This is a genomic window from Rhodanobacter sp. OR87 (genome assembly GCF_000473345.1).
In the GTDB taxonomy this organism is placed as follows: Bacteria; Pseudomonadota; Gammaproteobacteria; order Xanthomonadales; family Rhodanobacteraceae; genus Rhodanobacter; species Rhodanobacter denitrificans.
In genome coordinates this window covers 1-25,377 of record NZ_AXBJ01000019.1, presented here as the reverse complement: position 1 = coordinate 25,377, position 25,377 = coordinate 1, and the positions used below count along the sequence as shown (strand labels likewise).

General features: G+C 65.6%; 17 protein-coding genes, 2 tRNA genes and 3 rRNA genes. 14 read left to right on the top strand and 8 right to left on the bottom strand.

Translation table 11 applies throughout. From position 1 onward, the window contains the following. The first annotated feature begins 34 nt into the window (after positions 1-34). Complete coding sequence (speA, locus tag RHOOR87_RS0114055; protein ID WP_027485360.1) at positions 35-1,924, top strand: arginine decarboxylase; 1,890 nt, start codon at positions 35-37, stop codon at positions 1,922-1,924. Positions 1,925-2,030: 106 nt separating this feature from the next. Continuing rightward, positions 2,031-2,831: a 3-hydroxybutyrate dehydrogenase gene (locus tag RHOOR87_RS0114050; RefSeq protein ID WP_027485359.1), complete on the top strand. Its 801-nt coding sequence runs from the start codon at positions 2,031-2,033 to the stop codon at positions 2,829-2,831. 13 nt (positions 2,832-2,844) lie between these two features. Here RHOOR87_RS0114050 and RHOOR87_RS0114045 read toward each other — a convergent pair whose 3' ends face one another. From RHOOR87_RS0114045 to radC, 4 genes are all read right to left on the bottom strand, one after another. Then, the gene (locus RHOOR87_RS0114045; protein WP_027485358.1) at positions 2,845-3,597 is read right to left on the bottom strand and encodes an SDR family NAD(P)-dependent oxidoreductase; all 753 of its coding nucleotides are present in this window, start codon (positions 3,595-3,597) and stop codon (positions 2,845-2,847) included. Between the two features lie 45 nt (positions 3,598-3,642). Beyond that, complete coding sequence (locus RHOOR87_RS0114040; RefSeq protein WP_015449138.1) at positions 3,643-4,347, bottom strand: SPOR domain-containing protein; 705 nt, start codon at positions 4,345-4,347, stop codon at positions 3,643-3,645. Beyond that, complete coding sequence (gene argS / locus RHOOR87_RS0114035; RefSeq protein ID WP_007514402.1) at positions 4,347-6,035, bottom strand: arginine--tRNA ligase; 1,689 nt, start codon at positions 6,033-6,035, stop codon at positions 4,347-4,349. The genes RHOOR87_RS0114040 and argS overlap by 1 nt, the downstream gene beginning before the upstream one ends. Positions 6,036-6,544: 509 nt before the next feature. Continuing rightward, complete coding sequence (radC, locus tag RHOOR87_RS0114030) at positions 6,545-7,216, bottom strand: DNA repair protein RadC (protein ID WP_007514399.1); 672 nt, start codon at positions 7,214-7,216, stop codon at positions 6,545-6,547. A 96-nt stretch (positions 7,217-7,312) separates the two neighbouring features. On the opposite strand from radC, the gene coaBC reads away from it, so the two are divergent. From coaBC to RHOOR87_RS20805, 3 genes are read left to right on the top strand one after another with little or no spacing between them, the layout of a single operon-like run. Next, positions 7,313-8,518, top strand: coding sequence for a bifunctional phosphopantothenoylcysteine decarboxylase/phosphopantothenate--cysteine ligase CoaBC (gene coaBC / locus RHOOR87_RS0114025; protein ID WP_007514397.1), 1,206 nt, complete (start codon positions 7,313-7,315; stop codon positions 8,516-8,518). Continuing rightward, positions 8,515-8,970 carry a dUTP diphosphatase gene (gene dut, locus RHOOR87_RS0114020; protein WP_027485357.1) on the top strand — a complete coding sequence of 152 codons (456 nt, stop codon included), beginning with the start codon at positions 8,515-8,517 and terminating at the stop codon, positions 8,968-8,970. Before coaBC ends, dut begins: the two co-directional genes overlap by 4 nt. A gap of 58 nt (positions 8,971-9,028) precedes the next feature. Beyond that, positions 9,029-11,341: a phosphomannomutase/phosphoglucomutase gene (locus RHOOR87_RS20805; protein WP_027485356.1), complete on the top strand. Its 2,313-nt coding sequence runs from the start codon at positions 9,029-9,031 to the stop codon at positions 11,339-11,341. A 71-nt stretch (positions 11,342-11,412) separates the two neighbouring features. Here RHOOR87_RS20805 and RHOOR87_RS0114010 read toward each other — a convergent pair whose 3' ends face one another. Beyond that, the gene (locus tag RHOOR87_RS0114010) at positions 11,413-12,054 is read right to left on the bottom strand and encodes a DUF4124 domain-containing protein (protein WP_007514391.1); all 642 of its coding nucleotides are present in this window, start codon (positions 12,052-12,054) and stop codon (positions 11,413-11,415) included. 117 nt (positions 12,055-12,171) lie between these two features. Further along, positions 12,172-12,819: an orotate phosphoribosyltransferase gene (gene pyrE / locus RHOOR87_RS0114005; protein ID WP_015449133.1), complete on the bottom strand. Its 648-nt coding sequence runs from the start codon at positions 12,817-12,819 to the stop codon at positions 12,172-12,174. Between the two features lie 156 nt (positions 12,820-12,975). Here pyrE and RHOOR87_RS0114000 point away from each other — a divergent pair, with 156 nt between their 5' ends. From RHOOR87_RS0114000 to RHOOR87_RS0113990, 3 genes are all read left to right on the top strand, one after another. Then, positions 12,976-13,746 (top strand): exodeoxyribonuclease III, encoded by a 771-nt coding sequence (locus RHOOR87_RS0114000; protein ID WP_027485355.1) that lies wholly within the window; start codon positions 12,976-12,978, stop codon positions 13,744-13,746. A gap of 64 nt (positions 13,747-13,810) precedes the next feature. Beyond that, positions 13,811-15,049 carry an MFS transporter gene (locus tag RHOOR87_RS0113995; protein ID WP_027485354.1) on the top strand — a complete coding sequence of 413 codons (1,239 nt, stop codon included), beginning with the start codon at positions 13,811-13,813 and terminating at the stop codon, positions 15,047-15,049. 137 nt (positions 15,050-15,186) lie between these two features. After that, a complete protein-coding gene (locus RHOOR87_RS0113990) occupies positions 15,187-15,498 on the top strand; it encodes a hypothetical protein (RefSeq protein WP_015449130.1) in 312 nt (103 codons plus the stop codon). Here the strand turns inward: RHOOR87_RS0113990 and RHOOR87_RS0113985 are convergent. Both RHOOR87_RS0113985 and RHOOR87_RS0113980 read right to left on the bottom strand, forming a co-directional pair. Then, positions 15,468-16,598, bottom strand: coding sequence for an anhydro-N-acetylmuramic acid kinase (locus tag RHOOR87_RS0113985; RefSeq protein ID WP_007514380.1), 1,131 nt, complete (start codon positions 16,596-16,598; stop codon positions 15,468-15,470). The two genes, RHOOR87_RS0113990 and RHOOR87_RS0113985, sit on opposite strands and share 31 nt — an antisense overlap. 13 nt (positions 16,599-16,611) lie before the next feature. Further along, positions 16,612-18,057 (bottom strand): peptidoglycan DD-metalloendopeptidase family protein, encoded by a 1,446-nt coding sequence (locus RHOOR87_RS0113980; RefSeq protein ID WP_007514378.1) that lies wholly within the window; start codon positions 18,055-18,057, stop codon positions 16,612-16,614. A 186-nt stretch (positions 18,058-18,243) separates the two neighbouring features. On the opposite strand from RHOOR87_RS0113980, the gene tyrS reads away from it, so the two are divergent. The 6 genes from tyrS to rrf all read left to right on the top strand — a co-directional run bounded on the left by tyrS (position 18,244) and on the right by rrf (position 25,289). After that, positions 18,244-19,455: a tyrosine--tRNA ligase gene (gene tyrS / locus RHOOR87_RS0113975; RefSeq protein ID WP_027485353.1), complete on the top strand. Its 1,212-nt coding sequence runs from the start codon at positions 18,244-18,246 to the stop codon at positions 19,453-19,455. Positions 19,456-19,922: 467 nt separating this feature from the next. Further along, positions 19,923-21,467: ribosomal RNA gene (locus RHOOR87_RS19280) — 16S ribosomal RNA — on the top strand. A 221-nt stretch (positions 21,468-21,688) separates the two neighbouring features. Beyond that, positions 21,689-21,765, top strand: a tRNA-Ile gene (locus RHOOR87_RS0113965). A gap of 1 nt (position 21,766) precedes the next feature. After that, positions 21,767-21,842, top strand: a tRNA-Ala gene (locus RHOOR87_RS0113960). A gap of 203 nt (positions 21,843-22,045) precedes the next feature. Continuing rightward, positions 22,046-24,925: ribosomal RNA gene (locus tag RHOOR87_RS0113955) — 23S ribosomal RNA — on the top strand. A gap of 250 nt (positions 24,926-25,175) precedes the next feature. Next, positions 25,176-25,289 (top strand): 5S ribosomal RNA (gene rrf / locus RHOOR87_RS0113950). The 16S, 23S and 5S rRNA genes sit together here with 2 tRNA genes alongside, the layout of an rRNA operon. Positions 25,290-25,377: the final 88 nt, after the last annotated feature.

Genomic DNA, 25,377 nt, shown 5'->3' with positions numbered 1-25,377 from the left:
CGACATCATCCTTTTCCATCGAGGAGATCTCTGCATGGCGAACCCTTGGAACACCGACGCTGCCCGTCACACCTACGCCGTACCCCACTGGAGCGACGGCTACGTCGACGTGGACGACGCCGGCGACATCGTGATGCGCCCGCGCGGCACCCGCGGCCCCAGCCTGTCGCTGCCGGCGATCGTCGAACGTGCCCGTGCCGACGGCCTGCGGCTGCCGCTGCTGGTGCGTTTCCCCGACATCCTGGCCGACCGCCTGGCGCGGCTGCAGGGCGCGTTCGCCAAGGCGATCGACGAGTGGCGCTACGCCGGCGGCTACACCGCGATCTACCCGATCAAGGTCAACCAGCAGCGCGGCGTGGCCGGCGAGCTGGTCGCTGCCGGCACCCGCGGTTTCGGCCTGGAAGCCGGTTCCAAGCCCGAGCTGATGGCGGTGCTGGCGATGGCGAGGCCCGGTTCCATCGTGATCTGCAACGGCTACAAGGATCGCGAATACATCCGCCTGGCGCTGATCGGCAGGAAACTCGGCCTGCGCGTGCACATCGTGATCGAGAAGCTGTCCGAGCTGGACCACGTGTTCGCCGAGGCGAAGGCGCTGGGCGTGGAGCCGCTGCTCGGCGTGCGCGTACGGCTGGCCTCGATCGGCGCCGGCAAGTGGCAGAACACCGGCGGCGACAAGGGCAAGTTCGGGCTGTCGCCGCAGCAGGTGCTCACGCTGATCGAGCGACTCGACGCGGCCGGCCTCAAGCACACGCTGAAGCTGCAGCACTTCCACATGGGCTCGCAGATCTCCAACGTGCGCGACATCGCCAACGGCATGCGCGAGGCGACCCGTTACTTCGTCGAGCTGAAGCGGATGGGCGTGCCGCTGGAGATCGTCGACGTCGGCGGCGGCCTCGGCGTGGACTACGAGGGCTCGCGCTCGCGCAGCCACAACTCGATCAACTACTCGATCGAACAGTACGCCGCCACCATCGTGCAGTCGCTGGCCGAGGCGGTCGAGGCCGAGGGCCTGGCCGCGCCGCACATCCTCACCGAGGCCGGCCGCGCGATGACCGCGCACCACGCGGTGATGGTGGTCAACGTGACCGAGGTCGAGGAGGTGCCGGCCGGCGCGATCCCGCCGCCGTGCGCGGACGAGCCCGCGGTGCTGCGCCGGCTGCGCGAGACCTGGGAGGAACTGGACCGGCGCCCCGCGCTGGAGCTGTTCCACGAGGCGCAGCATCACCTGAGCGAAGGCCAGGCGCTGTACGCGCTGGGCCAGCTGGCGCTGGCCGACCGCGCGCGGCTGGACGAGATGTACTACGCGATCGCCAACGCCGTGCGTGCGCGCCTGCTGCCGGCCGAACGCTCGCACCGGCAGGCGCTGGACGAGCTGGACGAGAAGCTGGTCGACAAGTACTTCGTCAACTTCTCGGTGTTCGAGTCGATCCCCGACGTGTGGGCGATCGGCCAGATCTTCCCGATCGCGCCGATCGCCCGGCTCGGTGAACAGCCCACGCGCCGCGGCGTCATCGTCGACCTCACCTGCGATTCGGACGGCCGCATCGACCACTACGTCGACGCCGAGGGCGTCGACGTCAGCCTGCCGCTGCACGCGCTGAGGGCGGGCGAAAGCTACCGCCTCGGCATCTTCATGGTCGGCGCCTACCAGGAGACCCTGGGCGACATCCACAACCTGTTCGGCGACACCGACGCGGTCAACGTGCGCGTGGATGGCGACGGCTACACCTTCGCCCACGTGCGCCGCGGCGACACCACCGACCTGATGCTCGACTACGTCGGCTACGACCTGGAGGCGCTGCGCGCCAGTTATCGCGAGCGCATCGCCGCCGCCGGCCTCGGTGGCGCCGAGGCCGCGCAGTTGTACGACGCGCTCGACGGCGGGCTCACCGCGTACACCTATCTGGCCGAAGACGCCGACTGAGCTTCTGCTCCAAGGTCCAATGGCGCCTTGCGCGGCAGCACCTACAATTTGCGGAATGGGCGCGGCGGTGAGGCCGCGCCTCCCCGCCATCCTGAAGGAGCAAAGCATGAACAGTCTTGAAGGCAAGGTCGCCCTGATCACCGGCGCGGCCAGCGGCCTCGGCAAGGCGATCGCCGAGCTGTACGCGATGCACGGTGCCAGCGTGGCGATCGCCGACATCAACCAGCAGGCCGCCGATGCCGTGGCCGCGCAGATCAATGCCGCCGGCGGCAAGGCGCTCGGCCTGGCGATGGACGTGACCAGCGAGGCGGCGGTGAACGAGGGCACCGACCAGGTGGTCGCCGCGTTCGGCGCGCTGGACATCCTGGTCTCCAACGCCGGCGTGCAGATCATCAACCCGATCGATCAGTTCAGCTACGCCGACTGGAAGAAGATGCTGGCGATCCATCTCGACGGCGGCTTCCTCACCACCAGGGCCGCGCTGCAGCACATGTACAAAGATGACGGTACCGGCAAGAGCCGCGGCGGCATCGTGATCTACATGGGCTCGGTGCACTCGCACGAGGCGTCGAAGCTGAAGTCCGCCTACGTCACCGCCAAGCACGGCCTGCTCGGCCTGGCCCGCACGCTGGCCAAGGAAGGCGCGCCGCACCACGTGCGCTCGCACGTGATCTGCCCGGGCTTCGTGCGCACGCCGCTGGTGGAGAAGCAGATCCCCGAGCAGGCGAAGGAGCTGGGCATCAGCGAGGACGAGGTGATCAGGAACGTGATGCTGAAGGACACCGTCGATGCCACCTTCACTACCGTCGAGGACATCGCGCAGACCGCGCTGTACCTGGCCACCTTCCCGTCCGCGGCGCTGACCGGGCAGTCGATCGTGGTCAGCCACGGCTGGTTCATGCAGTAGGCATGATGTCGCGCTAGTTGCGGTGCACCTGCAGCCCGGCCGCCGACTGGCTGACCGGCATCACCTCGATGCGGTTGATGTTGAGGTGCGGCGGCAGGTTGGCGATCCACCAGATCGTGTCGGCGATGTCGGTCGCGGTGATCGGCTGGGCGCCGGCGTAGAGCTGATCGGAGGCGGCCTGGTCGCCGCCGGTGCGCACCAGGGTGAACTCGGTCTCGGCCATGCCCGGCTCGATGGAAGTGACACGCACGCCGGTGCCATGCAGGTCGGTGCGCAGGTTCTGCGAGAACTGGGTGACGAAGGCCTTGGTGCCGCCGTACACGTTGCCGCCGCGATAGGCGTAGCTGCCCGCGATCGAGCTGACGTTGACGATCGCGCCGCGGCGCGCGATCAGTTGCGGCAGCAGCAGGTGGGTCAGCGACACCAGCGCGGTGACGTTGGTGTCGATCATCTGCTTCCACTGTTCGAGGCTCGCCTGCTGCGCCGGCGCGGTGCCCAGCGCCAGGCCGGCGTTGTTGACCAGCAGGTCGATGTCGGCGAACGCGGATGGCAGCGCCGCATGTGCCGCGCGCATCGCCGCCTCGTCGCGCACGTCGAACGCCGCCGCATGCACGCGCCCGGCGCCGTGCCGCGCCACCAGCGGCTGCAGCCGTTCCATGCGGCGACCGCTGGCGATCACCCGCCAGCCGCCGGCCACGAAGCGTTCCACGGCGGCGGCGCCGAAGCCGGAGCTGGCGCCGGTGATCCAGGCAGTCTTGGTCGTCATGAGCGGCACGCGTGATGGGAAAAGTCGGGGGAAGAGTCGGGTGGCCTAGCGGCCTTCCTTCAGCGCGATCGCGTTGATGCCGGCGCCGGCCAGGCGCTGCTTGGTCGATTCCAGCTCGGTGGCCGAGCGGAACGGCCCCAGCCGCACGCGGTTGTAGGTCTGCCCGCCGATGCTGACCGACTGCACGTTCGCCACGAAGCCTTGCAGCGCGAGTTTCGCCTTCAGCGTTTCCGCGTCGGCGGCGTTCGGGAAGGCGCCGACCTGCAGCAGGTAGCCGCTGCCGACGGCCGGTTGCGGCACCGCGCTGGCCGGGGCGGCGGTGACGTCCTGGCTGACCGCGGCCGGTGCGTTGGCCGGTGCCGCGGCGGGCGCCTGGGCTGCCTGCTGCGCTTGCAGCTGCGCCGCCTGCTGTTTCTGCTGCTGCTCGACGCGCGCCTGTGCGCTGATCTCGGCGTCGGGAATGCGCACTTCTTTTTCCGACAGCACCGAGTAGAAGTCGAACTGCGGCTTTTTCGGTGCGCTGTCGCCGGTCGATTCGAGCACGCCCGGCGCGCTGCCGCGCTCGGCCGTGGCCTGCGGATTCGCCTGCGGGCCGTCGGCCTTGCGCAGGCCGGTCAGCAGGCTGCCGCGCATCATCACGGCCATCAGGATCGCGCCGGCGACCAGGCCGACGATCGCGTAGCCCCAGCCCGGGAAGCCGTTGCTGCCGTTGCGCACGGCCTGCCGGCCCCTGCCCTTGCGTGCTGCCATTACATCTTCTCCGGGGCGCCGAGGCCCAACAAATCCAGCCCATTCTTCAATACCTGGCGGGTCGCCACCACCAGCGCCAGGCGCGCGTTGCGCAGCTCGGCGTCCTCGACCAGGAACTGGTACGAGTTGTAATAGGTATGGAACGCGTTGGCCAGTTCACGCAGCCATGCCGCGACCAGGTGCGGCTCCAGGTTCGCCGCCGCCGCCTCGACCAGTTCAGGGTACTTCGACAGTTCGGTGAGCAGGATCTGCTCGTGTTCGGTGTCCAGCCGCGCCAAGTGGGCGAGGCCGTCGGCGAGGTCGACCGTGAAGCCCTTCTCCGGCGCCTGGCGCAGCACGCTGCAGACGCGGGCATGCGCGTACTGGATGTAGTAGACCGGGTTGTCGTTCGACTGCGAGCGCGCCAGGTCGATGTCGAACACCAGCTGTGAGTCGGACTTGCGCGAGATCAGGAAATAGCGCGTGGCGTCCTTGCCGACTTCGTCGATCAGGTCGCGCAGGGTGACGTAGCTGCCGGCGCGCTTGGAGATCTTCACCTCCTCGCCGCCCTTCATCACCGTCACCATCTGGTGCAGCACGTATTCCGGCCAACCCTTCGGGATGCCGCAATCGAGCGCCTGCAGGCCGGCCTTTACCCGCGCCAGCGAGCCGTGGTGGTCCGAACCCAGCTCGGTGATCGCGCGCTGGTAGCCGCGCTGCCACTTGCTCAGGTGGTAGGCCACGTCGGGCAGGAAGTAGGTGTAGGTGCCGTCGGACTTGCGCATCACGCGGTCCTTGTCGTCACCGAACTCGGTGGTGCGCAGCCACAGCGCGCCGCCTTCCTCGTAGGTGTGGCCGTGCGCGACCAGCTCGCGCACGGTCTCCTCGACCTTGCCATCGGTGTACAGCGACGATTCGAGGAAATAGGTATCGAAGCCCACGCCGAACGCCTGCAGGTCCAGGTCCTGCTCGCGGCGCAGGCTGGCCACGGCGAAGCGGCGGATCGCCTCGAGGTCGTCGACGTCGCCGGCCGCGGTCACCGTTTCGCCGTCGGCGACGACCGACTCGCGATCGAGATAGGCGCGCGCCACGTCGGCGATGTAGTCGCCGCGGTAGCCGTTCTCCGGCCAGCTGCTGTCGTCCGGGGTGATGCCGCGGGCGCGCGCCTGCACCGAGATCGCCAGGTTGGCGATCTGCACGCCGGCGTCGTTGTAGTAGAACTCGCGCTTGACGTTCCAGCCGGTGGCGGCGAGCAGCCGGCTCAGGCAGTCGCCGATCGCCGCGGCGCGGCCATGACCCACGTGCAGCGGGCCAGTCGGGTTGGCCGAGACGAATTCCACGCCGACGGTCCTGCCGTTGCCGCTGGCGCTGCGCCCGTAGGCATCGCCGTCGGCCAGGATCCGGCGCACTTCGGCGTGATAGGCGCCGGCGCCGAGGAAGAAGTTGATGAAGCCGGGGCCGGCGATCTCGACTTTGTCTACCAGCGTGTTGGCCGGTAGCGCGGCGACCAGCTTCTCGGCCAGCTCGCGCGGCCTGGCGCGCGCCGGCTTGGCCAGCAGCATTGCCACGTTGCTGGCGAAATCGCCATGCTCGCGGCTGCGCGCCCGCTCGATCACGAAGCCGGGCTGGCCGAGATCGGCAGGCAGGGTGGCGGCCTCTTGCAGGGTCTGGATCGCCTGCAGCACCAGTTCGCGCAGCTGTTCTTTCACGTGTGGGATCAGTTTCGTGATGGAACCGGTAATCCTAACAGACCGCCTTGACGCCGAAACGCGCGGTATGGAGTGCCTGCCGCACGGGGCGATGACAGCTCGGCATGCGCCGGAATTTTGACGCACCGCGGCGAGGCAATCTGTGGATAAGTCTGTGGGGAAAGCGGGAGCGGGCGGGCTGGCCCGGCCTGCAGCCCGCCATACATCTATCCACCGCAAGAAATTAAGTTTCAAGATCAATGAGTTGTAAAGTAAAGCTCGAGCCGGCGCCGGATAGGCACGGCAAGTGCCGGTATCACCGTTTTGTGTATAAGTGCCGGCCGCTTGCGCGGCATCTCCCGCCGAGGTTCGCGTCACGGTTTTGTCATGCGGCACTGCGATACTGAACGGGCCAGAACATGAACTCCCCTCCATGACATGGCGCCCGGGGATGCCGCTCTCCCCACCTCCCCAATCGGCCTCGCGGCGTGGCTTGTGCCACGCCGCTTTTTTTGCCCGCGAGTCGGCGCTCAGATCAGGCCGCGCGCCGCCATCGACACCGGCTCGCCGCTGCCGATCACCAGGTGGTCGAGCACGCGCACGCCGACCAGCTGCAGCGCGTCGCGCAACTCGTGGGTGATCGCCCGGTCCGCGGCGCTGGGTTCGGCCACGCCGGAGGGGTGGTTGTGGGCGAAGATCACCGCGCAGGCGTTGTGCCTGAGGCAGGCCCGCACCACTTCGCGCGGGTGCACGCTGGCGCCGTCGACGGTGCCGCGGAACAGCTCCTCGAACGCCAGCACGCGGTGGCGGTTGTCCAGGTAGAGACAACCGAACACCTCGTACGGCAGGTGGCGCAGGCGTGCGCGCAGGTAGTCGCCGCTGTCGCGCGGGTTGCCCAGGCTGGGCTGCTCGCGCAGTTGCTCGGCCAGGCTGCGCCGGGCCAGTTCCAGCGCGGCGGCGATCCGCGCGCGCTTGGCCGGGCCGAGCCCGCCGACGTGGACGTGCGGCTCGCTGCGACCGAGCAGCGCGCCCAGGCTGCCGGCGCCGGCGATCAGCTCGCGACCCAGCGCCAGCGCGTCCTTGCCGCGGCTGCCGCTGCCCAGCAGTACCGCCAGCAATTCGGCGTCGGACAGCGCGGCGCTGCCGCGCGCCAGCAGTTTTTCACGGGGGCGTTCGCCCTCGGGCCAGTCGCGGATGCTCATGCCCTCAACTTGCCGCACGGTGCCCTTGCCGGGCAGCGGTGCGTGCGAGTGAATCCGGTAAGCTAGGCCTCTGCCCGGTTGTCAGGCCCGCCTTACATGAGTCTTGCCCAACGCCGCATCCTGCTGGGAGTGTCCGGCGGCATCGCCGCCTACAAGTCCTGCGAACTGGTTCGCCGCCTGCGCGATCTGGACGCCGAAGTGCGCGTGGTGATGACCGAGGGCGCCACCCGTTTCGTCAGCCCGACCACGTTCCAGGCGCTGTCCGGCCAGCCGGTGCGGGTCAGCCTGTGGGACGCGCAGGCCGAGGCGGCGATGGGACATATCGAACTGGCGCGCTGGGCGGAACGCATCCTGGTGGCGCCGGCCAGCGCCGACCTGCTGGCGCGGCTGGCGCACGGCCTGGCCGACGATCTGCTGAGCACGCTGTGCCTGGCCAGTGCCGCGCCGCTGTATCTGGCGCCGGCGATGAACCAGCAGATGTGGGCGCACCCGGCGGTACAGGCGAACATCGCCACGCTGCACCGGCACGGCGCGCGCTTCCTCGGCCCGGCCGCCGGCGAACAGGCCTGCGGCGACGTCGGCAGTGGCCGCATGCTGGAACCGCACGAGCTGCGCGACGCGCTGGCGGCCTCGTTCGGCGAACCGTTGCTGGCCGGGCGACGTGTGCTGGTCAGCGCCGGCCCGACCTACGAGGACATCGACCCGGTGCGCTTCATCGGCAACCGCAGCTCGGGGAAGATGGGCTTCGCGGTGGCCGAAGCCGCCGCGCAGGCCGGCGCCGAGGTGACCCTGGTCGCCGGGCCGGTGGGCCTGGCCACGCCGGCCGGCGTGGCCAGGCGCATCGACGTGCGCAGTGCGGCGCAGATGCATGCGGCGGTGCTGGCCGCCGCGGCGCAGGCGGACATCTACATCGGCGCGGCGGCGGTCGGCGACTATCGCCCGCAGGAGGTGTCCGCGCAGAAGCTGAAGAAGCGCGACGGCGGCGAGCTGGTGCTGCATCTGGCCGAAAATCCCGACATCCTGGCCAGCCTGTCGGCGCAAACCGCGCACCCGTTCCTGGTCGGATTCGCCGCGGAGACGCATGATGTGGCGAGCTATGCGCAGGGCAAGCTGCGGCACAAGGGGCTGGACATGATTGCGGCAAACCAGGTGGGCGGCGGCCTCGGTTTCGAGGCGGCCGACAATGCGCTGACGCTGTATTGGGCCGACGGCGCGGCCGAACTACCGCGTACGTCGAAAGCCGAACTGGCGCGACAGCTGGTCGCCCGCGTGGCCGAACGCTATCGGACGGCGCGCGGATGATCGACGTCGAGCTGAAGATCCTCGACCCGCGCCTGGGTGACAGCATTCCGCTGCCACAGGCCGCCACGCCCGGCAGCGCCGGTATGGACCTGCGCGCCGCGCTGGCGCAGCCGCTGACCCTGGCGCCGGGCGAAAGCGCACTGGTGCCCAGCGGAATGGCGATCCACATCGGCGATCCGGGCTGGTGTGCGCTGGTGGTGCCGCGCTCCGGGCTGGGCCACAAGCATGGCCTGGTGATGGGCAACCTGGTCGGGGTGATCGACGCCGACTACCAGGGCCCGCTGATGATTTCGTGCTGGAACCGCGGCAGCCAGCCGCACACCATCGCGGTGGGCGACCGCATCGCCCAGCTGCTGCTGGTGCCGGTGGCGCAGGCACGATGGAACGTGGTGGTCGATTTCGCGCCGAGCGAGCGCGGCGGTGGCGGGTTCGGCTCGACCGGTATCGAATGACCAGCAAGGTCGACCCGGGCACCCGGGCCGGCACGCAGTGACTGCCGTGGGGGCGGGTATGGCGTTGAACATCGCGAACGAACGGCTGCGCAACCTGCGCGTCGACTGGCGGGACTTGCTGCCGCTGGCTGGCGGCACCGCGCTGCTGCTGCTGGGACTGTTCTGCGCCTGGCAGACCTGGCTGATTGCCGACGAGGGCAATGCGGTCCGCCGCGTGCACCTGGCCCAGGATGAGGCCGTCCGCGCGCTGGCCGCAGAAATCGCCAGCCAGCGCGGCGCGGTCGAAAAGGTGCTGGCCGGCGTCGATCCGGCGACCTTGATGAGCGACCCGGCGCAATCTGCCGCGGCGCTGCGGCGGCAGTTGCCGCAGGCGAAGAAGCTGGAGTTGTACAGCGGCGAACTCACCGAGGTGCTCAAGGCCAATTACCGGGAGTTCGGCTACGCCAAGGCGGCCCAGTTGATGGCTGCGCAGAGCGCGGAGGGGTTGCCGCTGGCGCAGAGCGTCTCTTACGGCAACGGCGATCGCCGGCTGAGCCTGGTGATCCCGCTGGGGCCGCCGCAGCGGGCCCAGGCGTGGGCCTGGGTCGAATTGCCGTTCGCGCCGCTGCGGCAGCGCTTCGACGCGATCTCGCCGGCCGGCGGCCGGCTCGACCTGCGCCAGGGCGACGATCGCGGCTACGTGCAATTGCTCTCGCACGGCACCCGTTCGGCCGAAGCCGAAGCCACCGGCAAGCCGGTCGCCGGCAGCGTGTTCAGTGTCGGTGCCGGCCTGCCCGGCGCCTTCATCGTGCTGCCGCGCTGGTGGCTGCTCAGCGGCCTGCTGGCCCTGCTCGGCCTCGGCGGCGGCGGCTATCTGCTGCGCCTGCGCCAGCGCTGGAAAGCGCTGCCGGAGGTCGAGGAACCGGAGGTGCCGCTGCCCGCGCGGCAGACCGCTCCGGCCCGGGCCAAGCCGCCGGAGCCGCCGGAGCCGCCCGCGGCCGCGCCGGTGGTCGGCGTGGACCCGAGCATCTTCCGCGCCTACGACGTGCGCGGCGTGGTCGGCAAGACGCTGAACAAGGAGGTGGCGCATGCGCTCGGCCAGTCGATCGGCACGCTGATGGTCGAAAAGGGCCTGCGCGAGATCGTGGTCGGTCGCGACGGCCGGCTGTCCGGGCCGGAGCTGGCTGCGGCGCTGGCCGATGGGCTGCGCGAAGCCGGCGTCGACGTGATCGACATCGGTGCGGTGCCGACGCCGGTGGTGTACTACGCCACCTATCGCTTCAACACCGGCTGCGGCGTGGCGGTCACCGGCAGCCACAACCCGCCGGACTACAACGGCTTCAAGATCGTGGTCGGCGGGCAGACGCTGGCCGAAGGCGCGATCCAGGACCTGTACCAGCGCATCGCCGGCGGTGCGCTGGCCAGCGGCGGCGGCGGTGGCCTGCGCCAGGTCGACGTGGCCCCGGACTACATCGAGAAGATCATCGCGGACGTGCTCGCCGAGCGCCGCCTGAAGGTGGTGGTCGACTGCGGCAACGGCATTCCCGGCGCGATCGCGCCACAGGTGCTGGAAGGTGTCGGCTGCGAGGTGGTGCCGCTGTACTGCGACGTCGATGGCAGCTTCCCGAACCATCACCCGGACCCGTCCGACCCGCACAACCTGGAGGACCTGATCCTCGCCGTGCGGCAGACCGGCGCCGACCTGGGCCTGGCCTTCGACGGCGATGGCGACCGCCTCGGCGTGGTCACCCGCAGCGGTGAAATCGTCTACCCGGACCGCCTGCTGATGCTGTTCGCGCGCGACGTGCTGTCGCGCCAGCCCGGCGCTACGGTGATCTACGACGTGAAATGCACCAGCCACCTGAAGGGGCAGATCCTGGACGCCGGCGGCAGCCCGCTAATGTGGCGCACCGGGCACTCGCTGATCAAGGCGAAGATGCGCGAGACCCAGGCCGAGCTGGCCGGCGAGATGAGCGGGCACTTCTTCTTCAAGGAGCGCTGGTACGGCTTCGACGACGGCATCTACGCCGCCGCGCGGCTGCTGGAGATCCTCGCCGGCGACCTGCAGGGGCGCAGCGCCGAGCAGATCTTCGCCACCCTGCCGAAGAGCGTCTCCACGCCGGAGCTGAAAGTGGAACTGGCCGAGGGCGAGCACTATCGCTTCATGGACCAGCTGCGTCAGCAAGCCAGCTTCGAGGACGCCAGCCTGATCACCATCGACGGCGTACGCGCGGACTGGCCGGACGGCTGGGGGCTGGTGCGCGCGTCGAACACCACGCCAGTGCTGGTGTTGCGCTTCGAGGCGGACGACCCGGTGGCGTTGAAGCGGATCCAGCAGCTGTTCCGCCGGCAGTTGCTGGCCGTCAATCCGGGCTTGAAGCTGCCCTTCTAGCCGCGGTGATCGGCTGACGGCGGCACCCCGCGCGGCAAGCCGCGCGCAGGGTGGGCGCCACCGGCGCCGCCCTACTCCGCCGCCTGCCCCTGCGCCGTCCTGACCTCGCGGTAGTGCGCCAGTTGGCCGACCTGCTGCCGCTCGGTATCGCTGCGCAGGGTCTGCTGGCGGCTCAGCGTGTCGCGCAGCGTGGCCACCACGTTGCGCTGCTGCGCGATGCTGTCGGCCAGAAACTTCGGCACCGGGTTCTTGGCGTTCTCGAGGTCGGCCGCCCGGCCGAGCAGGTCGGTCAGCGCCTTCTCCTGGCTGCGCAGGTTGATCTGGGAGGTATGGATCTGCTGGTCGATGGTGTCCAGCATCTGCTGCAGCGAAATCCGGTAGGACTCCTCGTCCGGGTAGGCTGCCAGCATCTGCGCATCGGCGTTTGCACGCTCCTGCGCGGCGCGCTTCTGGGCCGCCTGTTCGGCCGCCAGCTTGTTGGCGGCGACGCGTTCGGCAGCGGTCAGCTGGCGCGGCACGCGCTGCACCACCAGGCCGCGGTCGTTGACCAGGTCGTAACCGTACTTCATCGCTTCGGCGGTCAGGCTGTCGCTGAAGTGCACCAGGCCTTGAGCGTCGTACCATTTGTAGCGGATGTTGCCGGTGTTCTGGGCGTACGCCGACAGGCTCGCGGCCAGCACGACAGCAGCGATGACGAGCAATGATTTGCGCATGGATACCTCTCTCGTTGCCCAGTATAGCCAGCGCCGCCGCGCTGCCTAGCTCGGTGGCGGCGGCAGTCGTCGCCAGTGTGACCGGGTTCGCCTGAGTCTATCGACCGGACGCTGAACTCAGCGCCGGACCCCGTAGCGCTCGCGGTAGGTCAGCAGGCGGGCGTGTTCGGCGGCCAGACGCGGCTGCTCGCCGGCATACGCCAGCACGTCGTCGAGGCCGGTGATCGCGATCACCGGGATGCCGTAGTCGGCGGTCACTTCCTGTGCGGCGGAGCGTTCGCCCTGGCCGCGCTCCTGCCGGTCCAGCGCGATCAGCACCCCGGCCGGCGTGGCGCCGTGGGCACGGATCAGCTCCAGCGATTCGCGTACCGCGGTGCCGGCAGTCATCACGTCATCGACGATCAGCACCCGACCCCGGAGCGGGGCGCCGACCAGCACGCCGCCCTCGCCATGATCCTTCGCCTCCTTGCGGTTGTATGCCCACGGCAGGTCGCGGCCGTGGCCGTCGGCCAGCGCGATGGCGGTGGCGGCGGCCAGCGCGATGCCCTTGTAGGCAGGGCCGAACAGCATGTCGACGGCGATGCCGGCGTTCACCATGGCGGCGGCATAGGCACGGCCGAGCCGGGCCAGTGCGGCGCCGGAGTCGATCCGCCCCATGTTGAAGAAGTACGGGCTCTGACGGCCGGATTTCAGGGTGAACTCGCCGAAGCGCAGCACCTCGCGCTGCAGGGTCAGTTCGATGAAGTCGCGCTGGTAGTCGTGCACGGATCGTCTCGCAAACGGTGGAAGTCGGGGCCGCGGAGCGGGCGCCGCGGGTCGGCACGCACCCATGGTACAGCCCTGCCATGGGCCTGGCCGGGGCGTGGACGACGGAGCGGGCCGGCAGGGTTGCTATGATGACCCGCCGCCCGAGGAGTTCGCATGCGCATCATCAGTCTCAATGCCAACGGCATCCGTTCGGCCGCGACCAAGGGCGTGTTCGACTGGTTGCGCCGGCAGCGAGCCGACGTGGTCTGCCTGCAGGAAACCAAGGCGCAGGAAGACCAGCTCGCCGACCCGATGTTCCGCCCCGACGGCCATCACTGCTTCTACCGCGACGCCAGCAGCAAGAAGGGCTACAGCGGCGTGGCGATCTATGCCAGGCGCGAGCCCGATCAGGTGCTGACCGAACTGGGCTGGGGCGAGTTCGACGACGAGGGCCGCTACATCGAGGCACGTTTCGGCAAGCTCAGCGTGGTCTCGCTGTACTTCCCGTCCGGTTCCTCCGGTGACGAGCGCCAGCAGTTCAAATTCAAGGCGATGGAGTGGATCACGCCGATCTTCGACAAGTGGCTGAAGAGCGGCCGCGACTACGTGATCTGCGGCGACTGGAACATCGTGCACACGAAGAACGACATCAAGAACTGGAGCTCGAACCAGAAGAATTCCGGCTGTCTGCCGGACGAGCGCGCCTGGCTGGACCTGCTGTTCCACGAGCGCGGCTGGGTGGACAGCTTTCGCGCGATCAAGCCGGATGCGGTCGAATACACCTGGTGGTCCAACCGCGGCCGCGCCCGCGAAAACAATGTCGGGTGGCGGATCGACTACCAGGTGGTCTCGCCGGGCCTGCGCGAACGCCTGAAGGCCTGCTCGATCTATCGCGACGAACGCTTTTCCGACCACGCGCCGTACACCGTCGACTATGCCGACTGAACCGGCGCGCCGGCCGGCCAAGCCGTCGGTATGGCGGGCATTCGCCCAGCCGGCGGCGTGGACGATGTTCCTGTTCGGCTTCTCTTCCGGCCTGCCGTTCCTGCTGGTGGCCGGCACGCTGGCGTACTGGTTGAAGGAAAACGGCATCAAGCTGGCGGACATCACCATGATCGCCAGCGCCGGCATGACCTACGCGTTCAAGTTCGTGTGGGCGCCGCTGCTCGACCATTGGCGGCTCCCCGGCTTCGCCCGCCTTGGCCAGCGCCGCGGCTGGCTGCTGTTCGCGCAGCTGGGTGTGGTGCTCGGGCTGCTGGCGATGGCCGCGCTGACCCCGGTACAGCTGGTGCCGTTCGTGGCCGCCACGCTGATGGTGGCGTTCTTCGGCGCCACCCAGGACATCGCGGTGGACGCCTACCGCATCGAGATCGCGCCGATCGAGGCGCAGGGCGCGCTGGTCGCCACCTACTCGCTCGGCTACCGCATCGGCCTGCTGCTGGCCGGCGCGGTGGCGCTGATCCTGGCCGACCACCTGCCGTGGCGGCTGGTCTACGCGTTGATGGCGCTGGCGATGGCGGTGCCGTTGGCGACCACGCTGGTCGCGCGCGAGCCGGAGGCGCTGCGGATACGTGCCGCGGGCTGGCGCGACGCGATGCGCGAGAGCGTGCTCGATCCGTTCGCCGATTTCTTCCGCCGCTACGGCTGGGCACTGGCCGGGGTGACGCTGCTGTTCCTGCTGCTGTTCAAGATGCCGGAGCAGGCCACGATCGGCGGCATCATGAGCCCGTTCTACCGCGACATGGGCTTCTCCAAGACCGAGATCGGCACGATCACCAAGATCTACGGGATCTGGATCGGCATCGTCGGCGTGTTCCTCGGTGGCGCGGCGGTGGCGCGCTGGGGCGCATGGCGCCCGCTTGGCGTCACCATCGTGCTGTGCGGCTGCAGCAACCTGCTGTACCTGCTGCTGATCGCCCATCCCGGCAACCTGCTGGTGCTGACCCTGGTGATCTCCGGCGAGAACCTCACGCTCGGCATGCTGGGGCCGCCGACCGTGGCGTTCCTGTCCTCGCTGGTCAACCGCCAGCACACCGCGACCCAGTACGCGCTGCTGAGCTCGCTGGTCAACCTGCCAGGCAAGCTGCTCGGTTTTTTTGCCGGCGGCATCGCCAGCGCCACCGGTTACGGCGGCTACTTCGTCATCACGGTGCTGGCGGTGTTGCCGTCGATGCTGTTGTTCGCCGGCCTGTGGCGCTGCTTCCGCGGCGAGGAGCGTGCACGCGCGGCGGCAGAAGGCGCCACCTAGGCTGTTGATCGGCAGGCGTGGTTGCGTTCACAGCGGAATTGCCAAGTCGGCCACGAAATCGTCATCGCGACGTGTACGGTGGCGGCGGTTATGCAAGCATCCACGGCACAGGGCATGTGTAACATGGAGTGATGCTTATGCCGGACATGGTCCTGCAACATGTCGACAGCCTGCTCGTCGAACGCATCCGGTCGCTGGCCAGGGATCGCCAGTGCTCGATCAATGAAATCATGCTGCACGCCCTGCGCAGCGGCTTGGGCATTTCGGCCGCGCAGCAATTCAGCGAAAGTTTGCGCGACCCGGAGGCGCTGACCGTGCTCGAAGGTCAGTGGGAAGCCGCGGAACAGGGGGTGTTCCAGGAGGCGCTGCGTGCGCTGGCGCAGACCCGGCCGACCCAGCTGGCTCCGGAAAGCATCGGCTATGCCGGGCGCACGGTCGGCGCGGAATAGATCGCGCCCAGCACCCGCGGGCCACGCGCGCCGGTGACCGCCGGCAGGTTGCCGGGCAGGCCGAGCAGACGCTGCCGTGCCAGCCAGGCGAACGCGGTGGCTTCGAGGAAGTCCGGGTCGATGCCGTAACGCGAGGTGCCCTGCAGCACGCGCGGCGCCAGCAGCACGCTCAGCCGCCGCATCAGCGCGGTGTTGTGCACGCCGCCGCCGCAGGCCAGCACTTCGTTCGCATCCGGCGCGTGCTGCGCGATCGCCAAGGCAACACTGCGTGCGGTGAGTTCCAGCAGGGTCGCCTGTACGTCGGCGGGGTCCAGCGCGGCGAGTGGTGCATGTGCGCTCAGCCAGTCCAGGTGGAAATATTCGCGGCCGGTACTCTTCGGCGGCGGCAGCGCGAAATAGGGATCGGCCAGCAGGGTGTCGAGCAGGTTGGGGTCGAGGCGGCCGGCGGCGGCATAGGCACCATCGCGGTCGAACGGCTCGCCGCGCTGGCGCAAGCACCAGGCGTCGAGCAGGCCGTTGGCCGGACCGGTATCGAAACCGAGCACGCGGCCGTCGACGCCGAGCACGGTGATGTTGGCGATGCCGCCCAGGTTGAGCACCACCCGGGTGTGTCCCGGCCGCGCCAGCAGCATCGCGTGCAGCGCCGGCAGCAGCGGCGCACCCTGCCCGCCGGCGGCGACGTCGGTGCGGCGGAAGTCCGCCACCACGTCGATGCCGCAGCGTTCGGCGATCACGCTGGGGTCGCCCAGCTGCAGGGTGAACGGGTAGGCGCCGGCGGGCCGGTGGCGCAGCGTCTGGCCGTGCGAGCCGATCGCGCGGACGCGCGTCGCGGGCGTGCTGCTGCGTTCGAGCAGTTGCAGCGCGGCGTCGGCGAAGCAGTGGCCAATCTGGACGTCCAGCCGTCCAAATGCATCCAGGTCGAGCGTGGCTTCGCCTTGGGCCAGGGCGAGCATCCGCTTGCGCAGATCCTCCGGCCAGGGATGCGAGTGACTGGCGTGCAGCTGCGGTACGCCACGCTTGAAGCCGGCCAGTACGGCGTCGATGCCGTCGGCGCTGGTGCCGGAGATCAGCCCGATATAGAGCGCCGAGGCGTCGTCCACGCGCGGCGGGTGCTCAACTGTCGTGATTGGCGGGGGCGTTGGCGCGCGCCAGCTTGATGCGCGCGTCCAGCTCGGTCAGCCGCGCCAGCTGCGGCTTCACCACCTCGGCCTTGAAACGTGCCATCTGCACGGCCGGCAGCGGTTCGGGCTTCGGCAGCGTCACCGTCTGCGGATTGCGCTGCACGCCGTTGACGCGGAACTCGTAATGCAGATGCGGGCCGGTAGCCAGGCCGGTCATGCCGACGTAGCCGATCACTTCGCCTTGGCGCACGCGCTCGCCCACATGCTGGCCCTTCACGAAACGCGACATGTGACCGTAGGCGGTGCTGATGCTCCTGTCGTGCTGGATCACCACGAAGTTGCCGTAGCCGCGCTCCCAGCCGTGGTACTTGATCACGCCGTCGCCCGCGGCGTGGATCGGGGTGCCGCTGGGGGCGGCGTAGTCGACGCCCTTGTGCGCGCGCATGCGGCCGAGGATCGGGTGCATGCGCGCCGCAGTGAATTGCGAGGAAATGCGGGTGAAGTCGACCGGGATGCGCAGGAACGACTTCTGGATCGGCCGTCCGTCCTCGCTGTACCAGCCGTAGCTGCCATCGGCTTTCTTGAAGCGGTAGGCGGTGTAGCGCTGGCCCTGGTTGATGAACTCGGCCGCGATGATGTTGCCCTGGCCGTAACGCACGCCGTCGCGGTAGATGTCGTCGTAGATCACCGTGAAGCTGTCGCCGACACGCAGATCCTGCACGAAGTCGATGTCGTACTTGAACAGGTCGGCCAGCTTGCCGACCATTGCCGCATCCATGCCGGCCTGGTCGCCGGCGGCGTACAGGCTGCTGCGGATCACGCCATGCGCCACCTGTTCGCGCAGGTCCATATCGCGCTGCTGGATGGCGACGGTGGGCTGCGCGCCGTCGAGGCGGACAGTGGCGCGGCTGGCCTGGTCCTGGTCGAAGCGGAAGCCCTTGAGGCTGCCGTCGCTGCCGAGCAGGAAGTCGAACTCCTGGCCCGGGCGAATGCTGTGCAGGGCGGTCTTGGCGCCCCCGGCGGCGTCCATCACCTTCTGCAGGTCGGCCATGCCGAGACCGCGGGCGGTGAAGATGTCCGACAGCGTCTGGCCAGGCTGCACTCGCACCACCTGCCAGTCGTCCACGGTCGCGGCGGTGGCGCTGACCGGCGCGATCTTCGGCAGTGCCAGCGGCAGCAGTGAATGCACTTCCGGCGTGGGTGCCGGCCGCATCGCGCTGGCCCAGGCGGGCATGATGAAACCGGACAGCAGGGTGATCAGCAGCGCCGTGCCGGCGAGCACCAGGCGCTCGCGGTGCCAGCGGATCGGCTCGACTTCGCCGGAGCGATTGAATGACCAGTGAGCGCAGCGCGCGTAGAAATGGGAGTGCCGACGCTGTGCCTTGCGACAGATCGCCTGCTTGCGGGTTTGCCGCGCCCCCTGCTTTTCTTCTGCCATGCTGTGCACGCCCGCGCTACAAAGTAACAAACTGCGCGTACCATAACTGTCATGTGCAAAGGGCGTCAACGCCTTTCGCATCAAGGGTTTGCAACGCATTTGTTGTTAACACACAATTAACGTTGACGGCACGGTCACACAGCGGACCACGGCCTACTTCCACTGACATCGACTGAGAAACCTTGAATGAGCGAGCTTGAACGGGCGTTGGCCACGATGGCGCGTGGCGCTGACGAAATCATCAAGCGGGAAGACCTGGCCGAGCGCCTGAAGCAGGGTCGCCCGTTGCGGATCAAGGCCGGCTTCGATCCGACCGCACCGGATCTGCACCTGGGCCATACGGTGCTGCTGAACAAGATGCGCCAATTCCAGGACCTAGGTCACCAGGTGATTTTCCTGATCGGCGACTTCACCGGCATGATCGGGGACCCCACCGGCAAGAACGTCACCCGCAAGCCGCTCAGCCGCGACGACGTGCTGGTCAACGCCGAGACCTATGCCGAGCAGGTCTACAAGGTGCTCGATCGCGAGAAGACCGAACTGCGCTTCAATTCGGAGTGGTTCGGCAAGATGAGCGCGGCCGACATGATCAGGCTGGCCGCACAGCACACCGTGGCGCGCATGCTCGAGCGTGATGACTTCACCAAGCGTTACGCGGCGCAGCAGCCGATCGCGATCCACGAATTCCTCTATCCGCTGGTGCAGGGCTACGATTCGGTGGCGTTGAAGGCGGACGTGGAGCTGGGCGGCACCGACCAGAAGTTCAACCTGCTGATGGGGCGCGCGCTGCAGGAGCACCATGGCCAGCCGCCGCAGATCGTGCTGACCATGCCCTTGCTCGAAGGCTTGGACGGCGTCAACAAGATGTCCAAGTCGCTGGGCAACTACATCGGCATCAGCGAGCCGGCGATCGACATCGTCACCAAGACCATGAAGATCGGCGACGAGCTGATGTGGCGCTGGTTCGAACTGCTCAGCTTCGACGTGTCGCTGGACGAGCTGGCACGCATGAGGCAAGACATCGCCAGCGGCGCCCTCAACCCGCGCGACGCCAAGCTGCGTCTCGCGCGCGAGCTGGCCACGCGCTTTCATGACGCAGCCGCTGCCGAGCAGGCCATCGCCGGCTGGCATGCGGTCGTGCGCGGCGAGGGCGATACTTCGCTGCTGCCGCAGTCCGATGTCGCGGTGCCGGCCGAGGGGATGCGCCTGGCCGCCCTGCTGACCGCTGCCGGGCTCACTGCGAGCAACTCCGAGGCGAATCGCAAGTTGAAGGAGCGTGCCGTGCGCATCGATGCCGACGTGGCGGAGGACGCGCAGCGCGTCTTCCACGCCGGTTTCGAGGGCGTACTGCAGGTCGGCAAACGCAACTTTGTCCGCGTGAGGCTCGTGCTCGCCTGATCCGCTGCGTTCCCGCCAGCGGGGGCGTGCAGCGAGTGTGTCCGGGAAAGAAAATTTCGCGCTGCTGCAGTGGCTTGCGAAGATTCCATGAAATTTTTCTCAAGAAACACTTGCCAAATAAAACACAGCCCGTATTATTCGCGGCCCGCAGTCGCCCAACGTCGCAAGACGGACTGCCGGAGACCTCGAAGTAGCTTTCTCGTAGGTGTTGACGGTCGTAAAAAGCGATGTAGAATGGGCGGCTCACCCGGGACGAAAGGTCACGGGGCGATCACCGAAACGGTGGTCGGCAAGGTGAAGATCTTTGACAGTGTGCGCAGGTGAATTGTGTGGACGTCTTGTGCTGGAGGGTTGCGACCTGTCCAAGCAATGCAAGCGTCCCACCAAGTAAAAAGTCAGTAATGAGTTTTGATTGGTTGGGAACATACGCTTCAGAAAGATAGATCGACTTCGGTTGATCGAAAACTTAAGTGAAGAGTTTGATCCTGGCTCAGATTGAACGCTGGCGGCATGCCTAACACATGCAAGTCGAACGGCAGCACAGAGGAGCTTGCTCCTTGGGTGGCGAGTGGCGGACGGGTGAGTAATGCATCGGGATCTACCCTGACGTGGGGGATAACCTCGGGAAACCGGGACTAATACCGCATACGTCCTACGGGAGAAAGCGGGGGACCTTCGGGCCTCGCGCGGCAGGACGAACCGATGTGCGATTAGCTAGTTGGCGGGGTAATGGCCCACCAAGGCGACGATCGCTAGCTGGTCTGAGAGGATGATCAGCCACACTGGGACTGAGACACGGCCCAGACTCCTACGGGAGGCAGCAGTGGGGAATATTGGACAATGGGCGCAAGCCTGATCCAGCAATGCCGCGTGTGTGAAGAAGGCCTTCGGGTTGTAAAGCACTTTTATCAGGAGCGAAATACCACGGGTTAATACCCTATGGGGCTGACGGTACCTGAGGAATAAGCACCGGCTAACTTCGTGCCAGCAGCCGCGGTAATACGAAGGGTGCAAGCGTTAATCGGAATTACTGGGCGTAAAGGGTGCGTAGGCGGTTACTTAAGTCTGTCGTGAAATCCCCGGGCTCAACCTGGGAATGGCGATGGATACTGGGTGGCTAGAGTGTGTCAGAGGATGGTGGAATTCCCGGTGTAGCGGTGAAATGCGTAGAGATCGGGAGGAACATCAGTGGCGAAGGCGGCCATCTGGGACAACACTGACGCTGAAGCACGAAAGCGTGGGGAGCAAACAGGATTAGATACCCTGGTAGTCCACGCCCTAAACGATGCGAACTGGATGTTGGTCTCAACTCGGAGATCAGTGTCGAAGCTAACGCGTTAAGTTCGCCGCCTGGGGAGTACGGTCGCAAGACTGAAACTCAAAGGAATTGACGGGGGCCCGCACAAGCGGTGGAGTATGTGGTTTAATTCGATGCAACGCGAAGAACCTTACCTGGCCTTGACATGTCCGGAATCCTGCAGAGATGCGGGAGTGCCTTCGGGAATCGGAACACAGGTGCTGCATGGCTGTCGTCAGCTCGTGTCGTGAGATGTTGGGTTAAGTCCCGCAACGAGCGCAACCCTTGTCCTTAGTTGCCAGCACGTAATGGTGGGAACTCTAAGGAGACTGCCGGTGACAAACCGGAGGAAGGTGGGGATGACGTCAAGTCATCATGGCCCTTACGGCCAGGGCTACACACGTACTACAATGGTCGGTACAGAGGGTTGCAAGACCGCGAGGTGGAGCCAATCCCAGAAAGCCGATCCCAGTCCGGATTGGAGTCTGCAACTCGACTCCATGAAGTCGGAATCGCTAGTAATCGCGGATCAGCTATGCCGCGGTGAATACGTTCCCGGGCCTTGTACACACCGCCCGTCACACCATGGGAGTGGGTTGCTCCAGAAGGCGTTAGTCTAACCGCAAGGGGGACGACGCCCACGGAGTGGTCCATGACTGGGGTGAAGTCGTAACAAGGTAGCCGTATCGGAAGGTGCGGCTGGATCACCTCCTTTCAAGAAACGACGGCGTGAGTCTTCACGCAAGACGTCCACACAAGACACCTGTACTTCACGCGAAGGGTTTGCTTTACGCAACGTCCCTGTTGCGAAGAGCAGACATCAAGACCGGCCATCCATGGCCGGACTCTTCACAACAGCCGCTTCGAACGAGGCTTACGGCCACGTCAAGCGGGACCAGGTAGCTTGGCTCGCGGGTTCTGGGGTTCACCTTTCATGGGTCTGTAGCTCAGGTGGTTAGAGCGCACCCCTGATAAGGGTGAGGCCGGTGGTTCGAGTCCACCCAGACCCACCATGGGGCCATAGCTCAGCTGGGAGAGCACCTGCTTTGCAAGCAGGGGGTCGTCGGTTCGATCCCGACTGGCTCCACCACTCAAGCGCCGCGTGAAGTATCAGCACACACAAGATTTGAAGTCATCCGGCATTGAGGCCGGTGTGACGTTCTTTGAAAACAAGTAAACGAGTGACAAGCGTCTTGGTTCGAACCGAACCGAGGCAAGTGTTAAGGCACGAAAACGAAGTAACTTGGCTGCACCTGAGGAGGGTGCATGCCCCGAGGCGACTTGGGGTTATATGGTCAAGCGACTAAGCGTATACGGTGGATGCCTTGGCAGTCAGAGGCGATGAAGGACGTGGCAGCCTGCGAAAAGTGTCGGGGAGCTGGCAACAAGCTTTGATCCGGCAATGTCCGAATGGGGAAACCCACTCCGCAAGGAGTACTGCATGGTGAATACATAGCCATGCAGGGCGAACCCGGGGAACTGAAATATCTAAGTACCCGGAGGAAAAGAAATCAACCGAGATTCCCTGAGTAGCGACGAGCGAACGGGGACTAGCCCAAAAGCACATTGTGTTCTAGTCAAACGGCATGGAAAGGCCGGCCATAGATGGTGATAGCCCAGTCGACGAAAGGGCACTTTGTGTGAAATTGAGTAAGGCGGGGCACGTGAAACCTTGTCTGAACATGGGGGGACCATCCTCCAAGGCTAAATACTCCTGACTGACCGATAGCGAACTAGTACCGTGAGGGAAAGGCGAAAAGAACCCCGGAGAGGGGAGTGAAATAGACCCTGAAACCGTATACGTACAAGCAGTGGAAGCCCGCAAGGGTGACTGCGTACCTTTTGTATAATGGGTCAGCGACTTACTGTCAGTGGCAAGCTTAACCGTATAGGGGAGGCGAAGAGAAATCGAGTCTGAATAGGGCGCATAGTCTCTGGCAGTAGACCCGAAACCGAGTGATCTATCCTTGGCCAGGTTGAAGGTGCGGTAACACGCACTGGAGGACCGAACCCACATCTGTTGCAATAGATGGGGATGAGCTGAGGATAGGAGTGAAAGGCTAAACAAACTCGGAGATAGCTGGTTCTCCTCGAAAGCTATTTAGGTAGCGCCTCGGACGAATCTTCCTGGGGGTAGAGCACTGTTATGGCTAGGGGGTCATCGCGACTTACCAAACCATGGCAAACTCCGAATACCAGGACAGACTATCCGGGAGACACACGGCGGGTGCTAACGTCCGTCGTGAAAAGGGAAACAACCCAGACCCGCAGCTAAGGTCCCAAAGTCATAGCTAAGTGGAAAACGATGTGGAAAGGCATAGACAGCCAGGAGGTTGGCTTAGAAGCAGCCATCCTTTAAAGAAAGCGTAATAGCTCACTGGTCGAGTCGGTCTGCGCGGAAGATTTAACGGGGCTAAGCTATGCACCGAAGCTCGGGGTGTGCACGCAAGTGCACGCGGTAGAGGAGCGTTCCGTAAGCCTGTGAAGGTGGATTGTAAAGTCTGCTGGAGGTATCGGAAGTGCGAATGCTGACATGAGTAACGATAATGGGGGTGAAAAGCCCCCACGCCGAAAGCCCAAGGTTTCCTCGCGCAACGTTCATCGGCGCAGGGTGAGTCGGCCCCTAAGGCGAGGCAGAAATGCGTAGTCGATGGGAAGCTGGTTAATATTCCAGCACTTTTCTACAGTGCGATGTGGGGACGGAGAAAGTTAGGTCTACCGGGCGTTGGTTGTCCCGGGGAAAGGCGGTAGGCATGGATCTTAGGCAAATCCGGGATCCTTTATGCCGAGCACCGAGACGAGCCCTTTTGGGCGAAGTGACCGATACTACGCTTCCAGGAAAAGCCACTAAGCTTCAGCTGTAGAAAAACCGTACCGTAAACCGACACTGGTAGGCAGGGTGAGAATCCCAAGGCGCTTGAGAGAACTCGGGTGAAGGAACTAGGCAAAATGGCACCGTAACTTCGGGAGAAGGTGCGCCCTTCGATGTGGTCACGTGCGTGACTGAGCATTGAAGGGTCGCAGTAACCTGGCCGCTGCGACTGTTTATCAAAAACACAGCACTCTGCAAACACGAAAGTGGACGTATAGGGTGTGACGCCTGCCCGGTGCTGGAAGGTTAATTGATGGGGTCAGCCGCAAGGCGAAGCTCTTGATCGAAGCCCCAGTAAACGGCGGCCGTAACTATAACGGTCCTAAGGTAGCGAAATTCCTTGTCGGGTAAGTTCCGACCTGCACGAATGGCGTAACGACAGCGGCGCTGTCTCCACCCGAGACTCAGTGAAATTGAATTCGCTGTGAAGATGCAGCGTTCCCGCGGCAAGACGGAAAGACCCCGTGAACCTTTACTATAGCTTTACACTGAACGTTGAGTTCTTCTGTGTAGGATAGGTGGGAGGCTTTGAAGTGCAGACGCCAGTTTGCATGGAGCCATCCTTGAAATACCACCCTGAAGTGCTTGACGTTCTAACCTCGGCCCGTAATCCGGGTCAGGGACCGTGTATGGTGGGTAGTTTGACTGGGGCGGTCTCCTCCCAAAGAGTAACGGAGGAGCACGAAGGTACGCTCAGCGCGGTCGGACATCGCGCACTGTGTGCAAAGGCATAAGCGTGCTTGACTGCGAGATCGACGGATCAAGCAGGTACGAAAGTAGGTCTTAGTGATCCGGTGGTTCTGTATGGAAGGGCCATCGCTCAACGGATAAAAGGTACTCCGGGGATAACAGGCTGATACCGCCCAAGAGTTCATATCGACGGCGGTGTTTGGCACCTCGATGTCGGCTCATCACATCCTGGGGCTGTAGCCGGTCCCAAGGGTATGGCTGTTCGCCATTTAAAGTGGTACGCGAGCTGGGTTCAGAACGTCGTGAGACAGTTCGGTCCCTATCTGTCGTGGGCGTTGGAGATTTGAGGGGGGCTGCTCCTAGTACGAGAGGACCGGAGTGGACGTTCCGCTGGTGTTCGGGTTGTCTCGCCAGAGGCATTGCCCGGTAGCTATGAACGGAAGTGATAACCGCTGAAAGCATCTAAGCGGGAAGCACGCCCCAAGATGAGATCTCCCGAGAGCTTGACTCTCCTTAAGGCACCATCAAGACCAGGTGGTTGATAGGTCAGGTGTGGAAGCGCAGCAATGCGTTCAGCTAACTGATACTAATGAGCCGTGCGGCTTGACCATATAACCCCAAGTGGCTTTGTTTTACGCAGGTCCCTCTGCGAAGCTACCGGCCATCCATGGCCGGAGCCTTCGAAAGAGCGATCGTTCCAAGGCACTTGCCAAATATCGAATTCACCTCGACGCTTGTCACTCGTTTACGATTTATCTCACGTGAGATCCCTCTCACGAAAAGAAGAGTCAAAACCCCGCCATCCGTGGCGGACTCTTCAAAAATGCGGAGCCGGCGCGTCAGCGCTGCTCCCACCCCTTCCCTGGCGGCCATAGCGGCGTGGTCCCACCTGATCCCATCCCGAACTCAGAAGTGAAACGCGCATGCGCCGATGGTAGTGTGGCTTTGCCATGCAAGAGTAGGTCACCGCCAGGGGCTTTATCCTTAGAAGGCCTCCCCATCCGGGGAGGCCTTCGTCTTTATCAGCCTCACTCCCCCAACGGCAACGCTCGGGGGCTTTGGT